Genomic DNA, 18,148 nt, shown 5'->3' on the forward strand with positions numbered 1-18,148 from the left:
GACAGCAATTCCGATGCCAGTATCGGTGCGGGAGCAAGCCGCCCGCTACCAAGAGATGCGGCACTCCCACCCGAACCCCACTGGAGCGCAGAAACTAGGCGTGAAAAACCCGCTTCGCCTGGCTAGGGCTGAAGCGGGCTGGATTGTGGAACTCCGAGGGTGCCGCGGCACTATGCCCCGGGAGGGGCAGTCTGCGACTCGCGGTCAAAGGACTCCAAGGGAGGAGCGAAGGTCACGGTCGAGCGAATGTCGACAACGCCGGGGATACCGCTCAGCTGGTCTTCCAGCAGCTGTAGCGACCCCGAGTCGGGTTCGTCTCCCGTCAAGCTGACGACTCCATCGAACACATCGAGTCGCACCCGTGCGCATGCGCAGCCGGCGAGTACCGCTTGCGCGTCCTTGAGCACGTCGGTGTCGTCCCGGCGTGGTTCGATCTCCAACGCCGACGTCACGACGCTTCGAACGTCGTTGTGCTGCAGGAGTTCACGCTTCAGCAAGTGAGCGTGGCGCAGCGTGGGTACGCTGCCCGAGAGCACGACGGTGCTTGATGCGTAGCTGGCGGCAACACCCGGAAGCCCTTCCGCGCGGCACCACACATCCACCTGGTTCTGAACGAGTTCACTGGTCAGCATGCTTGTACCTCCCGACTGGCACCGGTGTTGGGAGCCCAGCGCTCTGAGGCACGACGATCACCGGACATTTCACGCTCCGCAGAACCGACTCGCTGACACTGCCAAGGACCAGGCGTTCCACACCGCTGCGCCCGTGGGTGCCAACGACCAAGAGCTCGGCTCCTAGCTTCTCGGACAGATCAACGATCGTCTTGACGATCTCACCGTCCACGACTTCGCACGTAACAGGGCTCCGGCAGCCTTGCACCAGGGTCTCCAAGGCTTGCCGCGCCTCCTCCCGCTGCTGCTCGTAGAGCCTCGGCTGCATCGCGGGGAGCATCCCCGGCTGCAGCGTAGGTACCGCGGTCAGTGGGGGCATCACGTGTACCACGTGGAGCCTCGCTGAAGAACCCAGCGCTCTCTCGTCCGCCCACAACAACGCGCGGCGGGAGCATTCCGCGAAGTCCACCGGAACCAAAAACAGCTGTCCACCTCCTGTTGGGGCCGACGTATCTGACTGAGTCATCTCATCACCTCACTCGAAACGGATGACAGCCTCTGGCCCGGTCATCCGGAACGTAAACGTTTCCGTAAGATAAAGGCGCAAGTGCGTCGCGGTATGCGCCTCGTAGCCAAGGCTGCAGTCTTGGCCGATCGTGGTCGTGAAGTCGCCGCCGCGCATGCTGAGTAGCATTGGCTTCGGCGCGTCCGGGGCGTGAATGATGTCACCCTCGAGGGTCCTGGCGAGGAGTTTCCGTGGGGGATAACTCTCTCCCGCTGCACTGAGTTCACGATAGCTCTTGGTATCCAGCACGAGCGCATAGGGGCCATCAACGCCCTGCTCGCGGAAGCGCGCGAGGCCAGAAGCGACGAGCTTGGGTAGCGCCTCGGGGTCCCGGTTCCAGCGAATCGCCTCGTGGTGTTTCGCCGAGTTCAAACCGGTGATCCCACCCTGAGCAAAGCCGTTGTAGACGGCTCGCTCTTCGAAAGTCGCGAGCTGGATCGCAGCGTCCACCGCGGGATCGAGATTCACGTCGTCGGCGCCGCGGGAGAGGTTATCTAGCTCCCACTGCTCGAGCTCGAACGGGACGCGCACCTCTACCAAGGGTTGCACTTGGCGCACACCGTACTGCACGCGCGCCTCTTGGCTCTCCGGTGTGCTCACGCGCCCGAGGTTGAGCGCGGAGAAGTCGAAACCCTTCGGACCGTCGACATCCACAACACGCCGCGTAGAGAGGCGGGTGCGGAGCACACCCGCTACCTCCGCCTCCACCGCGGCCCATGCGGCGCCGCTGATGGGCGCCAAGCGCTGTCTCAAAAAATCCATGTCATCCTTTCAGCCGATGGCGTCGGCTCTTCTCAGTAGGGGCGCTTGATCTCGAGCTGCACGACATCTACGCGGCGGTCGTATCCCTGGGCGATGAGCGGGTCGTTGCCTGCTCGCGCCTGGCTCTCACCGGCCGATTTGAGTTCGATGCGGTCGGGGGAAATGCCGTACGCAACCAGCACATCCTTCACGGTCTGCGCACGTTCGAGACCGAGGCGCTGGTTGTACGCGGTGCTGCCGCGCGTATCCGTGTGACCGATCAGCAGGATCTTGGCGTCACGATGATTCGGGTCGTTCAAGCACTCCGCCAATCCGGAGAGCTCGAGGTGGTCTTGGGGCCGCGCCTTCGCCTTGTCAAAGTCGAAGAACGGGATTTCCGTGGGGCAGCCAGCCTCCGCGGGCCCCACGTCGATCTGGACGTAGCGGGCGCTATACTTCGCGGGCTCCCCCAGTGAGGGGTTGTATTCGTTATCCGCGCCCGCCGGCGGCAGGTTGGGGTCGGTGTTCTCTTGCACCGGGGCAGCACACGCCACCGCGCAGAAAAGCGCGCCGAGCGTCGCGCCCAGCATAAATCCGCGTGGATACTTAGGGCGTGGCGACCCGGCGCGACGATTGTCGTCCTGTCTATTCATCACTCCTCCTTTTGAGGACGTGAGTTGCAGACCGCGTGCCAAAGACTGCGAGCTTCGAGGCCAGCTCAGCAGGGAAAAAACCCGCCAGAACGCGGCGCAATGTTCGAGCGAGACCCGCCTGTGTGCGTGGCGCGTTGCCCCGCAAGACGCGCGGCAGCCCCACGCCCAGCGCGGCAGGGCTAGCGCAAGTGCCGTGCGCTACTTCTTGCCTTCGACGCGAAGCTTCTCCGAGTCGCGTCGGGCGGCAGCCTGAAGGCGCGCCTTGAGGCGCCCGGCGTATCCGAGCTTGTTCTCCTGCTTCAGCCGAGCAATTGCCAGCGCGTCGTCGGGAACGTCCTGCGTCACCGTGGTGCCAGTCGCCACGTACGCTCCTGCCCCGATGTTGACCGGTGCCACGAGCTGACTGTCGCTGCCGATGAATGCGCCCGCGCCGATCACGGTGCGGTGCTTCTTGAAGCCGTCGTAGTTGCAGAAGATGGTTCCAGCGCCGATATTCGCGTTCTCACCGACATCCCCGTCGCCAAGATAGGCAAGGTGATTGGCCTTCGCGCCCTTGCGCAAGCGGGTCTTCTTGATCTCCACGAAGTTCCCAACGCGCGCCTTCTCCTCAACCAAGCTCTCGGGGCGCAGATGCGCAAAAGGGCCAATCTCGGCCCACTCTCCAACACTGCTGCCGATCACCACCGAGTAAGGCTTGAGCATCGCGTTCTTGCCGATGCGTGAGTCCGTGATCACGCAACCGACATCGATCGTCGCGCCTTCCTCGACCTGCGTGCTGCCTCGCAGGCACACGCCGTCTTGAATCGTCGCGTCAACGCCGACTTCCACGGAGTCGTCGATGCGAGCGTTGCCGCGGATGTTCGCGCCTCGGCGACCGTGCGCGACAGCGATCCGTCGAAACAGGATCGCCTCTGCTTCTGCGAGCTGAGCACGATCGTTGACGCCGAGCATGGCCTCTTCCTCTCCAACGATGCCTAGCGCTCCACCCGCCCCAGTAGCGCGAGCGACCACGTCGGTGAGATAGAACTCGCCCTGAGCGTTGTTGCTGTCGAGACTCGCTAGCGCGTCGCGCAGAAACGCAGTGCGCGCCACGTACACACCTGCGTTGATCTCCTGCACCGCGCGCTCTTCGTCGCTGCGCAGGTCCTTGAACTCACGGATCTCCTGAACCTTGCCCTCGGCGTCACGTAAGATCCGTCCGTAAGAACCCGGTTCCTCGAGGATACACGTCAAGAAGGCTACAGGTGATGCGGGTTGCTCCTCCAGCGCTTTGGTCAGCCGGGCCAGATCCTCGCTGCGCAAGAGGGGTGTATCGCCGCAAAGGATCATCACTCGCTCTGCATCCTGCAACGGTTCGAGACCGACACGCGCCGCGTCCCCGGTGCCGCGAGGGGGGTCTTGCGTCGCGAAAGCGACTCGCTCGCGCCCGAACGCCGCTTCGATGTAGCTCTGAATGGCGTCCCGGTTCTCCGGGTTGACCACGATCACCACGCGCTCCGCACCAGCCTCAAACGCTGCTCGCACTGGAAAGTGCACCAAGGGTCGCCCAGCGACGGGGTGCAACACCTTGTTGAGCGCGCTCTTCATGCGCGTGCCTTTGCCTGCCGCCAAGATGATCGCCACGAGCTCTGACATGGGGCGAGGTTTTGCCACTCTGCGAGGCATCTGACCATGGCCAGCCTGCGGCTCGTCGAAACCCCTTGTTTAGAGCGGTGAGCGTCCACCCAGCTCACCGAACGGTGAAGCAAGCAGGGCGCGGCGCGCATCGGTTCTGGTGTTCGGACGCTTGCCCTACGCCGCCAAAAAGGAACTGACGCCGCCCCTCAGCCCATCCGGGCTCCCCAGCACGAGCCTCGCAGGTCACGCAAGCAACGCGAGCGAACGACTCCTCAGGGAAGTGTCCAGCGGTCAATAGGACGCGCGCCTGAATACCAGAGGCACGCAGCGGTTTTGCGGCACCCCGCCGCAAAACCCGAAACGCGACTCAATTGCGCCAACGGTCACGCGAACGCCTCACGCGCCGATCCCGCTCCCCTTCGCGCGCCTAGCCGCAGAAATCGCGGCCAAATCGCGAGCGCCGATCCGGGCCCAGTCGCTGCGTCGCGTTACACGCCCGCAGGATTCGCGATTCACGCCTGCCTTCGAGGCGATACACTCGGGAAATCATGGCTATTGCTTTGCGGGGCGGTAACGGTCGGCACTCCAGGCGCGATGCGGGGCGCAAACTGCAAGAGCAGCGTCCTCGGCGGACACTCAGGCGCGCCGTGTTGGGCAGCGCTTGCGTTGCGCTGAGTGTGCTGGCGTGTTCGAGCGATTTCGATACGACGCGACGCGCGCCACCTCCCTCGACCTTGGGAGACGACATGTACTCCGCGCTCTGCGATCGCTTGGGAGCGAGCGTGCTGACGGAGGACCTGGAGGGGGCGTCCTACCGTGGGATCTGCCATATCGATGCCTCGGGGAAATATGCCGACACGGTGGACACCAAGCCCCTCGGCACCCTGCAAGGTGAAGCGGCCCTCACGCGCCAGTTCGCCATCAGCAAGCTAGAGGCGATGGCGCGGCGTCGGAGCCAGCTGATCGATGCCTTCAACGCCACCTTCCCCGACGACGAGATCAGCGACCCTTGGAGTGACAAGAACGAGTCGGTGCGCGGCCATGTGGCGCTGAGCCGTTTCATGAAAGGCATCGTGCCGCTCTACGAGTCCAACCCAGTAGAGCCTCAGGGCATGGAAGATACGCTGCCCTCCGTCACGCGCTCTACGGGCCGGTTGTTCTCCGGTCTGGCGGGACCGCCGAAGGACGACGAGTTCACGAGCGGTCTCGACCCGGCACAGGCAGAGGCGTTGGCCAGAGCGGCGCAAGACTCACTGGCTGGCCTTTCCGGGAGGCAAGGCTATCGCCCGCTCCGAGTGACGCTCGGCGCGTTGCGTCCGGCGCTGGCCTACCCGGAGCTACGCAGCCTCGCCCAGACGCTCACGCCGCATTTCGAGCCCAACGCGGATATGTACGATGCGCTGCAGGACGTACTTGGTATGACCCAAGGAGAACTCACGACATCGACCCCGAGCGCTCTGCCGGAGCCGCTCGAGGTGGTTGACGCGAGCACCCTGCAGCTCAACCGGCCGCGCACCAAGCTAGAAGTCGCGGCCGCGATGATGCTGAGCCAGGACCCGGTGTTTGCCGGCCCAGGCTCTGAACCGCGCTATCTGGTGCAGCGAGATCAGCGCGGCGTAGCCATCCCGAGCGCCGCGGTGATGGGCTCGCTCATCGTCGACAGCGACGGCGACGGGCTAGCCGACGTTGATTCCGCGGGGAGATTCGTCGGTCCCAATGGTTTGGCGCAGGTGGACCCGCCGTTCGTGGTCCCAGCCTTCCAGCGCGTTCAGGCCCCGGACTTCTATGGACGAGCTTTGACTTCAGGGGGGGAGGAAGTCTACGAGTACATCGACACCTCCCAGACGCTGACGGCGGCGCTGGTGCGCGACTTGGAGCCGCTGCTGAATCCGGATGCATCGGCTCCAGGCGGAGAGACCGTGCTCAACTTGCTGTCCGGTGCCTACCTGCTCTACGGCTCGCCGAAGGAGGTCCCCGCTGACTGGGCCAACGGCGGTAGCTACCCGAGCTTCGACAGCGCCACCTCCCCGCTGCTCGACTTGATCCACGCCGTGGGCCAGGTGTTCGCACACCCGGAGAGCGACAGCTGGCTCCTGATGGCCAAGCAGCTGATGCAGAACAACGAAGGCGACCTGGCGCGGCTGATCGGAGCCGCCCTGCGCGCCCGAGAGATCGGCAACCAGTTCCCCAACGTGAAGCTCGACATCAAGAGCACGTTCTGGGACGAGCTGATGCCGGTCGTTGTGAAGGTGCTGCAGAACGAAGGCCTATTCCGCAGGGTAATGGCAACCTTCAAGAACCCGAAGGTGCAAAACGAGCTGATGGAGGCGCTCTCCAAGTTCAACACCTACGCGGATCGCGCGACGTACGACCCCCGGGACCTGAACAGCCCCACGCTTCAGAACTTGTCCACCGGCGACACCAAGGAGCCCGTCCAGGTAGCCGTCGACTACTCCAAGCCGGACGTGGTGGGCAACCAGAGCCAGTGGTTCCAGGCGCTGCAGCTGATCCACGACATGAATCACGTGAACTCCTGCAACAAGCAGGGCGCCAAAGTTCGCGTGAAGATGTTCAACATCGATTTGAGCTGGCCGCTGATCGGGAGCTACGACGAGTGTGAGCTCTTGCGCATCCACGACATGGGCCTGCTCTACCTGGACGCGCTGATCGATCACTACGGTGAGCCACGCACCCCCGAGGGCATCATGGAGATCGAGGATGGCCTGCTGAACGGCATCCTCAACCTCTCGAGCAACATCGTGAGCATCGATCAAGTGTTCGAGGATTCCAGCCACATCACGGGCATGAGCCTCAACCCCACCCCCGAGGCGTTCAACCGCTTGGTGTTCTTCGGCACAGATAGCGACAAGTTTGGACCGGCTTTCGGTGGAACGATGCCCGACCAGGACAACTTCATCCCGCCCAACGGGAACGACGCGCGAGCTATCGAGACCAACGACTTCATCACTGGCCTGATCGAACCCCTCTCTACCAGCGTGTGCCCCACCCGCTTCAACTCGGCACACAACATCGAGCTAGCGGACTGCGCTCTGAGCAACTCGAACGATCTGCTTCGCCTTCGCGACCACGGAGCCATTTTCACGTGGGAAAAGCACAACTTCTACGCAGGCATCGCACCGGTGGTGCAGGCCTTCGACGATCCTGAAGAGAACGGGCAGCTCTTCCTCGAGCTGATCGAGGTCTTGTATCGCCATTGGCCAAGCGCCGGCCACGGCGACGAGTGCAGCAAGACCGGCACTTGGGAGCCAGGCGTCGCGAACTACAACCCGAAGTACTGCTCCGAGAGCGGCCTCAGGTACTACGAGCCGATCTTGGCGCAGATCTTCAAGACGGATCTCATCCCCGCGCTGGGGCGCATGACCGAGGTGCTCGAAGGCACGACCATCAACGACACCCGCAATGGGCGGCAGGTGGACGGCGTCGAGATGATCCGCCAGATCGGCCTCGCGCTCCTCGACCCGACCTACAGCCAGTCGGTGAACATGAAGGACCGCAAGGGCAAGTCGGTCACCACCTGGAGCGACGGCACCCACGGCACGACCCCCATCACGCCCTACGAGTTGTTCGCCAAGGCGATGCAGAACTTCGACACGGCCATGGCGGGTAGCTCACGGCTCCCGGGCTGGCGCAGCGCGCGTTCGAACCTGGTGGACACCTTCCTGCAAGTCGACGGCAGCGGCGCTGGCGCCAAGTTCCACAATCCCTCGACCCCCAAGGCCACGCCCATCCTGGTCGATGTGCTGCGGGAACAAATCAACGCCAACTGCCCGAAGCGCGAAACCTCCGGCACGCCCTGCGAGTGGGCCACCACCACGATGACCCAGAAGGCGGGGGAAACCTTCGAAGGCCCGAGCTTCAGCACCGTGATCGCGCTCTTGGACCTGCTGAACCAGGATCCCGAGACCCGCGTCGCGGTGAGCAACCTGCTGCGCTACCTGCTGCAGAAGGCGAGCGACCACGACGCGCTGAACTCCACGCTGACCTCGCTGAACGATCTGATGCAGCTCTTGGGGGACGATCAGCACATGCCGCCGATCTACAACGCAGTCGCGCTCGCAGCGGCTCCGGAAGGCAACACGGCCGACGGCAAGCCCCGTCCAGGCGCGGCGGATCGCGTGATCAAGCTGACCCAGGCACTCACGCAGGAACCGGCGGACGGCACGGGTAACCCTTACGACCGCTATCGCATGCTGGATCGCATCCTGCTGAATCTGGTGAGCCCCATCGACCCGAACAGCGACACGAGTCCGACACCCCTCGAGGTGTTCCTCGATACCGTCGCCGAGGTCAATCGCATCGACTCGAGCAAAGGACAGGATGAACCGCTGACCGCAGAAGATTTCCAGGCGGTATTTGCTACGGTGCGCGACTTCATGCTGAGCAAGAATCGCGGCATGGAGCAATTCTACGAAATCGTTCGCGGGCGCAACGGCAACTAGCCGCGCGCCCGCGTCAGCTCGCGGGCGTCACCGACTCTGCCCTATCAAGCGCGCGAACTCCGCTCCCCTCTCCTGTTTCTCCATTGCCTGAAGCGACACCAGCAGCATGAACCACAAGATCCGTACGGCAATCCTCAGCGCAGTCACGCTTAGCGCCGGGCTCTGCCTCCTGCCAAGCACCGCCCGAGCTGCGGGCCTCTACTTCTCGGACCGCGGGGTGCGCGGGCTCGGTCGCGGCGGTGCTTTGGTCGCCGGCTCAGACGACGCCGGGTCCATCTACTATAACCCCGCCGGCCTGGCGTTCACCGGCCATCAGTTCTTGTTTGATGCGTCCTGGCTCAACTACAGCGGCACCTATCAGCGCCAAGCCCGCGTCGAGCAAACGGATCCCAACACCGGAGAGCCCACCGGGCAATCGTTCACACGAACCTTCGCCAAGGTCGAAGGTACGAGCCCGGTGCTCCCCATCCCAACCCTGGTGTACGCGAATCCGCTCGGAACCAAGGATTTCAACTTCGCCCTCGGGCTTTGGGCGCCCTACGCGGCGATCACGAGCTATCCGGAGACCGTCGGAGGCAGCCCGGCGCCTCAACGGTACTCTCTGATCTCCCTGGATGGCTCAGCACTCGCCGTCGTTGGAGCCTACGCGTCCTGGCGCCCGGTGGACGAGCTAGCCCTCGGAGCTGGCATCGAGATGTTGACGGGCTTCTTCGAGACCAGCGTTGCGTTCAGCGCCTGCGTCCCCGATCGCTTCATCTGCGCGCCAGAACAGCCGGATTACGACGCGGTCAGCAAGCTCAAGGTGGGGACGATCTTTGCGCCGAGCGGTGTCCTGGGCGCCACCGTGGTGCCTCACGACGACGTGCGCCTGGGCATCGCCTACCACCTGCCCTTCTCCATCAACTCCGGCGCAACCGTCGACGTCCGCCTGCCAAGCGCGCCCGTCTTCGAAAACGCCAGCCAGGCCGGCAACGACGCAAACGTAAAGTTCACGTTGCCCGGCGTCCTGCGCACCGGAGTCGAGTATCGGGGGATCCCCGATACGCGGATCGAGCTCGCCTATGTCTGGGAGAACTGGGCGGTGCACGACAAGATCACCATCGAGCCACAGAACATCTCGTTGAAGGGCGTGGAGGCCTTCCCCGACGAATACAAGGTGAGCGACATCACCCTCGAGCGTAACTTCCAGAACACCTGGAGCTTGCGCTTTGGCGGCGAGCACACACTGGATATCGGCGACTACCCTTTCGATATCCGCGCGGGAATTAGCTACGAAAAGAGCGCCATCCCGAATCCCTACCTCAGCGCCACCACGGTAGACGTAGACAAGATCACTGTTGGCCTGGGCGGCGGTCTACACATCGGCAAGTGGCGCTTCGACGGCGTGATCGCCCGCGTTTTTGGCTCCCCCGTGAACGTCAGCGTGGACGAGGCGCGCATCGCCCAGGTGTTGCCCCTGAGAGCGAATCCTCCGGACCGCAAGAACTACATCAACGCGGGCCGCTACGAAGCAAGCGCGTTGGTGCTGGGGATCGGGCTCACCTATCAGTTCGACTCCACCAAAGAAGCGCCCAGCGAACCTCCCGAGGGTAGCGGCACGTTCCGGCTCAAGCCAAAGCCAGGCATTCAGCCCGACGCAGAGCCCGAGCCGAAGGCGAAGCGTGGGGATGGCGTGGAAGAGCTCGACGAGGAAGACGAAGAGATCCACCTCGACGACCAGGGCAACCCGATCGAGGAGCCGAGCAAGGGCAAAGGCAAGCGCTAGGCTGCGCTGCGCTGCTGTCCCGCCGCACCGCCGGGGCCGGCGCGAGGCACAGCCGCGCTACTTACCCGCGTCCGTTGTGGCCTTGGCGCCCCCCGGCAAGCTATCGGGCTCAGGCGGCTTCACGGCGGGCAACGGCTCGCGCTTGGCGTCACCCTCTTCCTTGTCGTCAGTCACCTTGTCTACGGCCTTCGCGTAGACAATGAGCGTATCGCCGACCTGCAACTGCTTGTTCCGGGAGATACGGTTGATGCGCTCCATCATGCCAACGCTCATTCCGTAGCGTTTTGCAATTTTCCACAGGGAATCCCCGGCGCGCACCGTGACTCGGATCCGCTTGCGACCATTCTTGGCTTCGAAGTGCTCGAAGAACTCCTCGCTGCCCGCAACGAGGACCTTCGGGTCGTCCACCAGACGCACGCGCCCAAGGTCGAACGCAGGCTTCACGAACAGCTGCAGCACCATGCCGCTCAACAACCGCGCGCTGGTGTCGAGGCCGTTCCAGGCGATGATCTCGGCGCGAGTGACCTCGAAGTGGGAAGCCACGGTTTCGACGCTATCCGACGACAGCGTGCGGTAAAACACCCGCTTCCGGCTCTTGTAGTTGAACGGCCGCGGGGGCACGACGGCGGTGTCGGGATCGCCCTTCGGCTTGGGGGGAGCAGCGCCTTTCTGCACCAGCAGCACCGTCCCAGCCTCGAGGCGCTCATTGCGTCCGATCGCGTTGGTCTTGCGCAGTGAGTACTCGCTGCCGGGGCGCTCCGCGGCGATGGCCTCGACGGTGTCCCCGAAGCGGACGACGTACGGTTCGAGCTTCGAGTCAATCTTGGCGACCTTCGCCAGACCCTGACGTGCTCGCACACCTTCTCCGCGCGGAACATGAACCTTCCAGCTGGAAGGCGCCTTCTCTCCACCGGGGGGTGGCACGCGGCCCGCAAGGTAGTGGGGGTTCAGCTCCTCCACTCGTTGCTTCGTGACCCCAGCGGCGGCGGCGACCTGGTCCAGACTCACACCCGCAGGCACGCTCACTGTGTCAAAGCTCTCCGCCGGGTCTGGCTTCACGTCTTCCAAACCAAAGACGCGCTTGTTGTTCATCACGATGGCGATGGCCGCGATCTTCGGGACGTAGAGCGTCGTCTCCCAGGGGATCCCGGCTTCGTAGCGTGAGAGCTCCCAGTAGTCGTTGGTATTGTATTTGCGAATCGCACGCGAGAGGCCGCCGTGCCCCATGTTGTAGGCAGCCATCGCGAGCTCCCAGTTGCCGAAGCGCGTGTGGAGATCTGACAGGTACTTGATGGCCGCGTCGGTGGCGCGCTGGGGGTCGAGACGCTCGTCGACCCAGCGATCGACAGTCAGGCCGTAGATCCGCCCGGAATCAGGAATGAACTGCCACAAGCCTGCGGCGCCCGCGCTGGAGTAGATGGTCGGGTTATGTCCGCTCTCGATCAAGGACAGCCACACCAAGTCAGTGGGCAACCCAGCCTTTGAGAGCTCAGCTTGAATCGCCGGCGCAAAGCGCCCGCTCTTCTTCGCCCACACGCGAGCGATGGCCTGACCTCGGGGGTTCGTCTTGTAGAACTCGAGGTACTTCACGACACGAGGGTCGAGGCGCACATCAAAATTCGGCATGCTGAGCTGTCGCAGCCAAGCTGCGCGCTTGGCGCCGTCATCCTTCTTCGGAGTCGCGAGCCCAGCTTGAGGAGGGAGCCCTGAGCCGCCGGTTCGCGGCGCGGTCTTTTGCGGCAAGCCCCAGGTCCAACCTGGCGTCGCGCCGACCAGCGGGCGCGGGAACAAGACGCGATCCGCGTCGACCAGCGCGCGGATCTCGTCGTCATCGATCTCCGCCTCTTGGTCGGCGACCGATCCTTCGGCGATCGCCCGGCGCACTGCGGGGTTCGCTTCGGAGCGCGGTGCGTCTTCGGGTAGCTTCGGGTTCGGCTTCCGCGGTGCTGGGCCGCGTTGGTGAGTCTTCGCGGCGCGGTCGGCCTCTGGCTTCGGCGCTTCCTTCGCCGCGGTCTTGGGGTCCTTTGCGTCGGGCTTTGCTTCAGGCTTTGCTGCGGGTTCGATGCGGCGCTGCCCAGCTCCCGCACCTGGGCCGGGCTCCTTGGCGTCTGGCTTGGCCTCGGCCTTGGAGTCGCTCTTGGCCTCCGACTTCTTGTCGGTGTCGCTCTTGGCTGGAGCTTCCGGTTGCTTGTCGTCAGCGGCCCACGCCTCACTCGCGAGCAAGCCGCACAGGAGACCGACCAAAGCCGTGAGGCTTCGCCGACGTAGTCGCGATCGGATCCCCGAGTCAGCGACTCCGGACGCGGAGATTTCGGACGCAGTGGTGGCGTGAACAGCGCGCATCGCGACCAGTCGTAACGGCCTCCGACGAATGGGTCAAACGAGCGCCGCGGAACTCCAACTTCTTGATCCACGCGGCGGATTTCTGGCAGGGGCCGCAATGCGTTCAGTAGAGGCCGCGGCACCTCGTGCGGGCACTCGGGCTGCACCTGGCGCGCCTCCCCCCCAAACCCGCGTGAAGCGTCCCAGCAGAACCCACGTAGGACGCCGAAGTTGACGGATCGGGTTGGGTAGCCGCAGCGCTTGGGGCATGCTCCCGCCGCCATGACCGTACGCATCGAAAAAGACACGATGGGCGACGTCGAGGTGCCCGCAGACAAGCTCTGGGGCGCGCAGACGCAACGCAGTTTGACCAACTTCAAGATCTCCGGCGAGCGCATGCCGATGGAGCTCGTGCGAGCGTTGGCTCAGGTAAAGAAGGCCGCCGCGCTGGTGAACCAAGACCTGGGCACCGTGGACGCGAAGCTCGCGGGCGCCATCGTCAGCGCTGCTGAAGAAGTCATCGCCGGCAAGCACGACGGGGAGTTTCCCCTCGTGGTGTGGCAGACCGGCAGCGGCACGCAGTCGAACATGAACATGAACGAGGTGCTGGCGAACCGCGGTAGCGAGATCCTCGGCGGGCAACGTGGGATGGAGCGCCTGATCCACCCGAACGACCACGTGAACCGCGGGCAGTCTTCGAATGACGTGTTCCCCTCCGCAATGGCGGTCGCAGCGACCGAAGCCGTGCGAAACCACGTGCTGCCGTCGCTCAAGCGCCTACGTGATTGCCTCGCGGAAAAGTCTGCGGCGTTCACCGACGTCGTGAAGATCGGACGCACGCATCTCCAGGACGCAACCCCTCTCACCTTGGGTCAGGAGATCAGCGGCTGGGTGGCGCAGCTCGACCACGGCATCAAGCACCTGGAGAGCAGCGTGCCCCACCTATGCGAGCTGGCGCTTGGTGGCACCGCGGTTGGCACCGGCTTGAACGCCCACCCGGAGTACGCGACGCGCGTGGCCGCAAAGCTCAGCGAGTTGACAGGACACCCCATCGTCACCGCGCCGAACAAGTTCGAGTCGCTGGCAGCGAACGACGCCCTGGTGTTCTCCCATGGCGCGCTGAAGACCCTCGCTGCGAGCCTGACCAAGATCGCCAACGACGTGCGCTGGTTGGCTTCCGGCCCGCGCTCAGGCATCGGTGAGATCTTGATCCCCGAGAACGAGCCGGGCAGCTCCATCATGCCAGGCAAGGTGAACCCCACTCAGTGTGAGGCGATGACCATGCTGTGCGCGCAGATCATGGGCAACGACGTCGCGATCAACATCGGTGGCCAGAGCGGCAACTTCGAGCTCAACGTGTTCAAGCCGGTGATCGCTCACAACTTCCTGATGAGCTGCCGCTTGATCGCCGATGGCTGCGACAGCTTCCGTGAAAACTGCGCCGTGGGCATCGAACCAAACCGTGAACGCATCAAGGAGCACGTGGGCAACTCGCTGATGCTGGTCACGGCGCTAAACCCTCACATCGGCTACGACAAGGCGGCGAAGATCGCGAAGACGGCCCACAAAGAGGGCAGCACCCTCAAGGCGGCTGCGGTCAAGCTGGGCTTCCTCACGGAAGAAGACTTCGACAAGTGGGTGCGCCCGGAAGACATGGTCGGCCCCAAGGGCTGAGCCCTCTGAGCATCTTAGAAACGCCCGGTTCCTTGAGGAAACCGGGCGTTTCCTGCTTTGTTGGGGCTACTTCTTGCCGACCTCGAGCAGCATGTACATCGCGCGGCCGCCTCGATAGACGAGGAGCAGCGCCTTGGTCCCTGGCTTGTGCTTGCCGAGCGCCTGCTCGAAATCGCTGACTGACTTGACCGCCCGCTTGTCGACGCTGGTCACGATGTCCCCGCGCTGGATCCCGGAGAGCTCCGCGGTGCTCCCGCTCTCCACGGACTTGACGATCACGCCACCGGGCACACTGTCCGGCAAGTGCAGGCGGCTCTTCAGCTCCGGAGTCAGCTCGTCCACCTTCACCCCGCCCCAGGACGAGGATGGTGCCGCTCGCGGTGACTTCGCGCGGCCCCCCTTGGCCTTCGCCTCTCCGAGCTTCACCTCCACGCTCAGCTGTTGCTTGCCGCGGAGCACACCAAGTTTCACGCTGTTGCCGGAACCGGCTGCGGCGATGGCGTTGCGGAGCTCACCCGTGGACTCCACCTCGGTGCCGTTCACGCTCAGGATGACATCGCCTTGCTGCAAGCCAGCTTTCGCGCCTGGCCCGCTCTTTTCCATATCGGAAACCACGACGCCGTGGGTCGCGGACACGCCGAGCGCCTGCCCAAGCTCCGCATCGAGATCCTGAATGACGACGCCAAGCCAACCGCGCCGCACCTCGCCAAACTCGATCAAGCTGTGCATGATCTTCGACGCCATCGCGCTTGGGATCGCGAAGCCGATGCCGACGTTGCCTCCGCCACGCGCGAGGATGGCGGTGTTGATGCCCACCAGGTTGCCCTCCATATCGATCAACGCGCCACCAGAGTTGCCCGGGTTGATGGCCGCGTCGGTCTGAATGAAGTCCTCGTAGTCTACAATGCCCATGTTGGAGCGCCCCTTGGCCGAGACGATACCCATGGTCACCGTCTGGCCGACTCCGAACGGGTTCCCCACGGCAAGAACGATGTCTCCCAAGCGCAGGCGTGCGGAGTTACCAAAGCTGAGCGGCACGAGGCTCTGCGTATTTCCTTCGAGCTTGAGCACGGCAAGGTCGCTCTGTGGATCACTTCCGAGCACCCGCGCCTTGAGCCGCTCTCCGGACGCCGTGCGCACCAGGATGCGGTCCGCGTCGGCGATCACGTGGTGGTTCGTGAGCACCAGCTTTTCCCCCGGCGCGCCGGGGTCCGTCACGATCACGCCTGAACCGAGCCCGTACTCGTTGCGTCGCCGCGGCGGCTCACCCTCCGGAAAGAACCGCTTGAAGAACGGCTCGCCAAACGGCGTCCCTTCGAAGTCCACCTTGCGTCCGATCTTCGTCGCGCTGATGTTCACCACGCTCGGCGTGACGTGCTCCGCGACATCCGCGATGCTCGACGGCGAACCCACGCGCGAGAGCGCGGGGTGGGGCAACACGGTGAGCGGCGCAGGTTGGCTGGTTGGCGCTGGTTGTTGTTGGGGGGGAGGTGCATCAGGTGCCTTTGCGACTGGCGCTCCCCCAGCGCAGCCCGCAAGCAACGCACTCAACAGCACCAGCGCAGGTGCGCTGCCGTGGAGCCGTGACGAAGGCCTCACAGTGCCCACCTGACGCAATCCGTAACCTGGCATGATCCCTCCGTCTCTGGATCGTCTGACGCAGTAGCTCAGCGATCATTGGGGCGGATCGAAACACCACCCCAATGACTCTACGCGCGAGGCAGAGGCTTGGTTTTCCTCCGCACTAGCGGTGGGAGAAGGAACGCCCGAAACCGCTGATTTATTCGACTGAGAGCAACGCTCAGCCACCGAGCTCGGCGAGCCAATCGGCGATGGCGGGCAGCGGCATCACCTCGTTCACGACGCCGGCTCGCACCGCGGATCCAGGCATTCCGTAGACGACCGCGGTCTCCTCGCTCTCAGCGATCACGCGACCGCCAGCGGCGCGGATCGCCTTTGCGCCTTCCACACCGTCATCGCCCATGCCCGTGAGGATGACTCCCACGCAGCGTGAACCCGCGACCTTCGCCGCGGAAGCGAGCAACCGATCCGCGCTGGGAACGTAGCGGTCGGTGCTGTCTGGAAAGCGCACCCGTAGACGCACGGAGCTCATCACGCCTTCGCTCTCCACTTGCATCACCTTGCGACCAGGACACACGAACGCCGTCTGCTCGCTGACGACGTCCAGGTCCGTGGCTTCCGTGACCTGCAAGTGGCAGCGGCGATTCAGCCTCTCAGCGAAGGTACGGGTGAACTTCTCCGGCATGTGTTGAGCCACCAGCACCGAGATGCTGCGCTTCGGCGGCAAGCGACCGAAGATTTCCATCAGTGCCGTGGGGCCGCCGGTTGACGACGCGATGGCGACCAGGTGGCGAGGTGGGATCTTCGGCGCTTCAGTGCGTTTGACGTCGATGCGGTGACTGGAGACAGTCTCCAGCATGCGGCGAGCAGCGAATGCCTCGGGACGCAGCGCGCGCACCATCAGCACCTTCTGCAACAGCAGATCGCGCACTCCCAACATCTCCACGTCCACGTGGCGGTCAGGCTTGGGAATGAAGTCGAGCGCGCCGAGCTCCAAGGCGCGGAATACATTTTCCTTCTGGGAATAGCTCGAGACGACGATCACCGGCGTCGGCATCTTGCTCATCAAGATGCGCAAGAACGTGAAGCCATCCATCTTGGGCATCTCGAGGTCCAAGGTGATGACGTTCGGCTTGAGCGCGCCCACGAGCCGTAGCGCTTCCTCTCCATCAGCCGCGGTCCCAACGACCTTCACCTCGGGTGTCCCCGCCAGCGCCTGGGCGATGCTTCGGCGATTGAACGCCGAGTCGTCCACAATCAAGACCTTGATCGGCTCCGCCATCAGCCGCGTCTCCCCCCAGCCCCTACGGGACGCCGGTACACCAGATCCTCCGTCAGGTGGACCAGCTCGAAGGCGGTCGACACGTTGAGCAGAGACTCCGAGTGGCCCAGCATCAAGTACCCCCCAGGGAACAGTCGATCGTACAGCATATCGATGACCCGGCGACGTGACTGGACGTCAAAGTAGATGAGTACGTTGCGACAGAAGATGGCATCCACACGTCCGACGATCGGTGCCGTACTCGTATCCAACAAATTCAACTGCCCAAAGTGGCATTTGCGCCGAATGACATCATTGGCTTGGTAGGCGCGCCCACCCCGCTCTCCGCCGGGTACTTCCGTGAAGAAGGCATCTCTCACGGCATCTGGCATCGCTCGGAACGACGCGCCGCGGTACACGCCAGCGCGAGCACGCGCGACGTTGCGCCGTGACAAATCACTGCCGATCACTCGCACGTCCCAGCCATCGAATAGTCCACTCTGCTCGATCAGAATCGCGATGGAGTAGACCTCTTCGCCTGTCGAACAGCCCGCGCTCCACACCGAGAGCCGCCGCTTGGTGCGGTTCGCTTCCCAGAGACGAGGCAACAACTCATCGCGAAACGCGCGAAGCTGATACTCTTGACGAAAGAGGTACGTCTCTTTCGTGGTGAGTAGCTCCACTGCTTCTTCGAGCTCCGAGCGCCCTCGCAGGTTGAATCGCAAATATTTGTAGTAGTCGTCGAAACCCGTCAGATCGAGCGCCTCCAAGCGCTCGCTGAGCCGACGCTCGAAGAGGTACGCTGCGTCGTCGTCGAAGTGCAGCCCGGCGTACTCGTTGAACGCGTCTCGGAGCAGCCGAAACTCGTCGGGGCGAATGCGCCAGGGGCTGCCGAAGT

The 18,148-nt window shown here is 63.9% G+C and carries 12 protein-coding genes; 3 read left to right on the forward strand and 9 right to left on the reverse strand.

Annotated features, from left to right (window positions below; genetic code table 11):
* Positions 1-170: 170 nt before the first annotated feature.
* The 5 genes from H6718_05605 to glmU all read right to left on the reverse strand — a co-directional run bounded on the left by H6718_05605 (position 171) and on the right by glmU (position 4,205).
* Positions 171-632: a BON domain-containing protein gene (locus tag H6718_05605; protein ID MCB9584850.1), complete on the reverse strand. Its 462-nt coding sequence runs from the start codon at positions 630-632 to the stop codon at positions 171-173.
* Positions 619-1,137: a universal stress protein gene (locus H6718_05610; protein MCB9584851.1), complete on the reverse strand. Its 519-nt coding sequence runs from the start codon at positions 1,135-1,137 to the stop codon at positions 619-621. Before H6718_05610 ends, H6718_05605 begins: the two co-directional genes overlap by 14 nt.
* A gap of 9 nt (positions 1,138-1,146) precedes the next feature.
* Complete coding sequence (locus H6718_05615; protein MCB9584852.1) at positions 1,147-1,938, reverse strand: bacteriocin family protein; 792 nt, start codon at positions 1,936-1,938, stop codon at positions 1,147-1,149.
* Between the two features lie 32 nt (positions 1,939-1,970).
* The gene (locus tag H6718_05620; protein ID MCB9584853.1) at positions 1,971-2,570 is read right to left on the reverse strand and encodes an OmpA family protein; all 600 of its coding nucleotides are present in this window, start codon (positions 2,568-2,570) and stop codon (positions 1,971-1,973) included.
* A gap of 198 nt (positions 2,571-2,768) precedes the next feature.
* Complete coding sequence (gene glmU, locus H6718_05625) at positions 2,769-4,205, reverse strand: bifunctional UDP-N-acetylglucosamine diphosphorylase/glucosamine-1-phosphate N-acetyltransferase GlmU (protein MCB9584854.1); 1,437 nt, start codon at positions 4,203-4,205, stop codon at positions 2,769-2,771.
* Between the two features lie 629 nt (positions 4,206-4,834).
* Between glmU and H6718_05630 the strand changes: the two genes are divergently transcribed.
* Together H6718_05630 and H6718_05635 are read left to right on the forward strand one after the other, a co-directional pair.
* Entirely contained in the window at positions 4,835-8,647 is a 3,813-nt protein-coding gene (locus H6718_05630; protein ID MCB9584855.1) for a hypothetical protein, read from the forward strand.
* A gap of 106 nt (positions 8,648-8,753) precedes the next feature.
* A complete protein-coding gene (locus tag H6718_05635; protein MCB9584856.1) occupies positions 8,754-10,412 on the forward strand; it encodes an outer membrane protein transport protein in 1,659 nt (552 codons plus the stop codon).
* A gap of 57 nt (positions 10,413-10,469) precedes the next feature.
* On the opposite strand, the gene H6718_05640 is transcribed toward H6718_05635, so the two are convergent.
* A complete protein-coding gene (locus H6718_05640) occupies positions 10,470-12,755 on the reverse strand; it encodes a transglycosylase SLT domain-containing protein (protein MCB9584857.1) in 2,286 nt (761 codons plus the stop codon).
* 261 nt (positions 12,756-13,016) lie between these two features.
* Here H6718_05640 and fumC point away from each other — a divergent pair, with 261 nt between their 5' ends.
* A complete protein-coding gene (gene fumC, locus H6718_05645; GenBank protein MCB9584858.1) occupies positions 13,017-14,408 on the forward strand; it encodes a class II fumarate hydratase in 1,392 nt (463 codons plus the stop codon).
* Between the two features lie 66 nt (positions 14,409-14,474).
* Here fumC and H6718_05650 read toward each other — a convergent pair whose 3' ends face one another.
* The 3 genes from H6718_05650 to H6718_05660 all read right to left on the reverse strand — a co-directional run bounded on the left by H6718_05650 (position 14,475) and on the right by H6718_05660 (position 18,128).
* Positions 14,475-16,040 (reverse strand): DegQ family serine endoprotease, encoded by a 1,566-nt coding sequence (locus H6718_05650; protein MCB9584859.1) that lies wholly within the window; start codon positions 16,038-16,040, stop codon positions 14,475-14,477.
* A gap of 169 nt (positions 16,041-16,209) precedes the next feature.
* A complete protein-coding gene (cheB, locus tag H6718_05655) occupies positions 16,210-17,271 on the reverse strand; it encodes a chemotaxis-specific protein-glutamate methyltransferase CheB (GenBank protein ID MCB9584860.1) in 1,062 nt (353 codons plus the stop codon).
* Entirely contained in the window at positions 17,271-18,128 is an 858-nt protein-coding gene (locus H6718_05660; protein MCB9584861.1) for a protein-glutamate O-methyltransferase CheR, read from the reverse strand. The genes cheB and H6718_05660 overlap by 1 nt, the downstream gene beginning before the upstream one ends.
* Between the last annotated feature and the right edge of the window lie 20 nt (positions 18,129-18,148).

The organism is Polyangiaceae bacterium (genome assembly GCA_020633205.1).
Taxonomy (GTDB): domain Bacteria; phylum Myxococcota_A; class Polyangia; order Polyangiales; family Polyangiaceae; genus JAHBVY01.

Bases quoted from the DNA above. Each gene is read 5' to 3' on its own strand.
- H6718_05605 (MCB9584850.1), bottom strand. From the start codon at position 632: ATGCTGACCAGTGAACTCGTTCAGAACCAGGTGGATGTGTGGTGCCGC.
- H6718_05610 (MCB9584851.1), bottom strand. From the start codon at position 1,137: ATGACTCAGTCAGATACGTCGGCCCCAACAGGAGGTGGACAGCTGTTT.
- H6718_05615 (MCB9584852.1), bottom strand. From the start codon at position 1,938: ATGGATTTTTTGAGACAGCGCTTGGCGCCCATCAGCGGCGCCGCATGG.
- H6718_05620 (MCB9584853.1), bottom strand. From the start codon at position 2,570: ATGAATAGACAGGACGACAATCGTCGCGCCGGGTCGCCACGCCCTAAG.
- glmU (MCB9584854.1), bottom strand. From the start codon at position 4,205: ATGTCAGAGCTCGTGGCGATCATCTTGGCGGCAGGCAAAGGCACGCGC.
- H6718_05635 (MCB9584856.1), top strand. From the start codon at position 8,754: ATGAACCACAAGATCCGTACGGCAATCCTCAGCGCAGTCACGCTTAGC.
- H6718_05640 (MCB9584857.1), bottom strand. From the start codon at position 12,755: ATGCGCGCTGTTCACGCCACCACTGCGTCCGAAATCTCCGCGTCCGGA.
- fumC (MCB9584858.1), top strand. From the start codon at position 13,017: ATGACCGTACGCATCGAAAAAGACACGATGGGCGACGTCGAGGTGCCC.
- H6718_05650 (MCB9584859.1), bottom strand. From the start codon at position 16,040: ATGCCAGGTTACGGATTGCGTCAGGTGGGCACTGTGAGGCCTTCGTCA.
- cheB (MCB9584860.1), bottom strand. From the start codon at position 17,271: ATGGCGGAGCCGATCAAGGTCTTGATTGTGGACGACTCGGCGTTCAAT.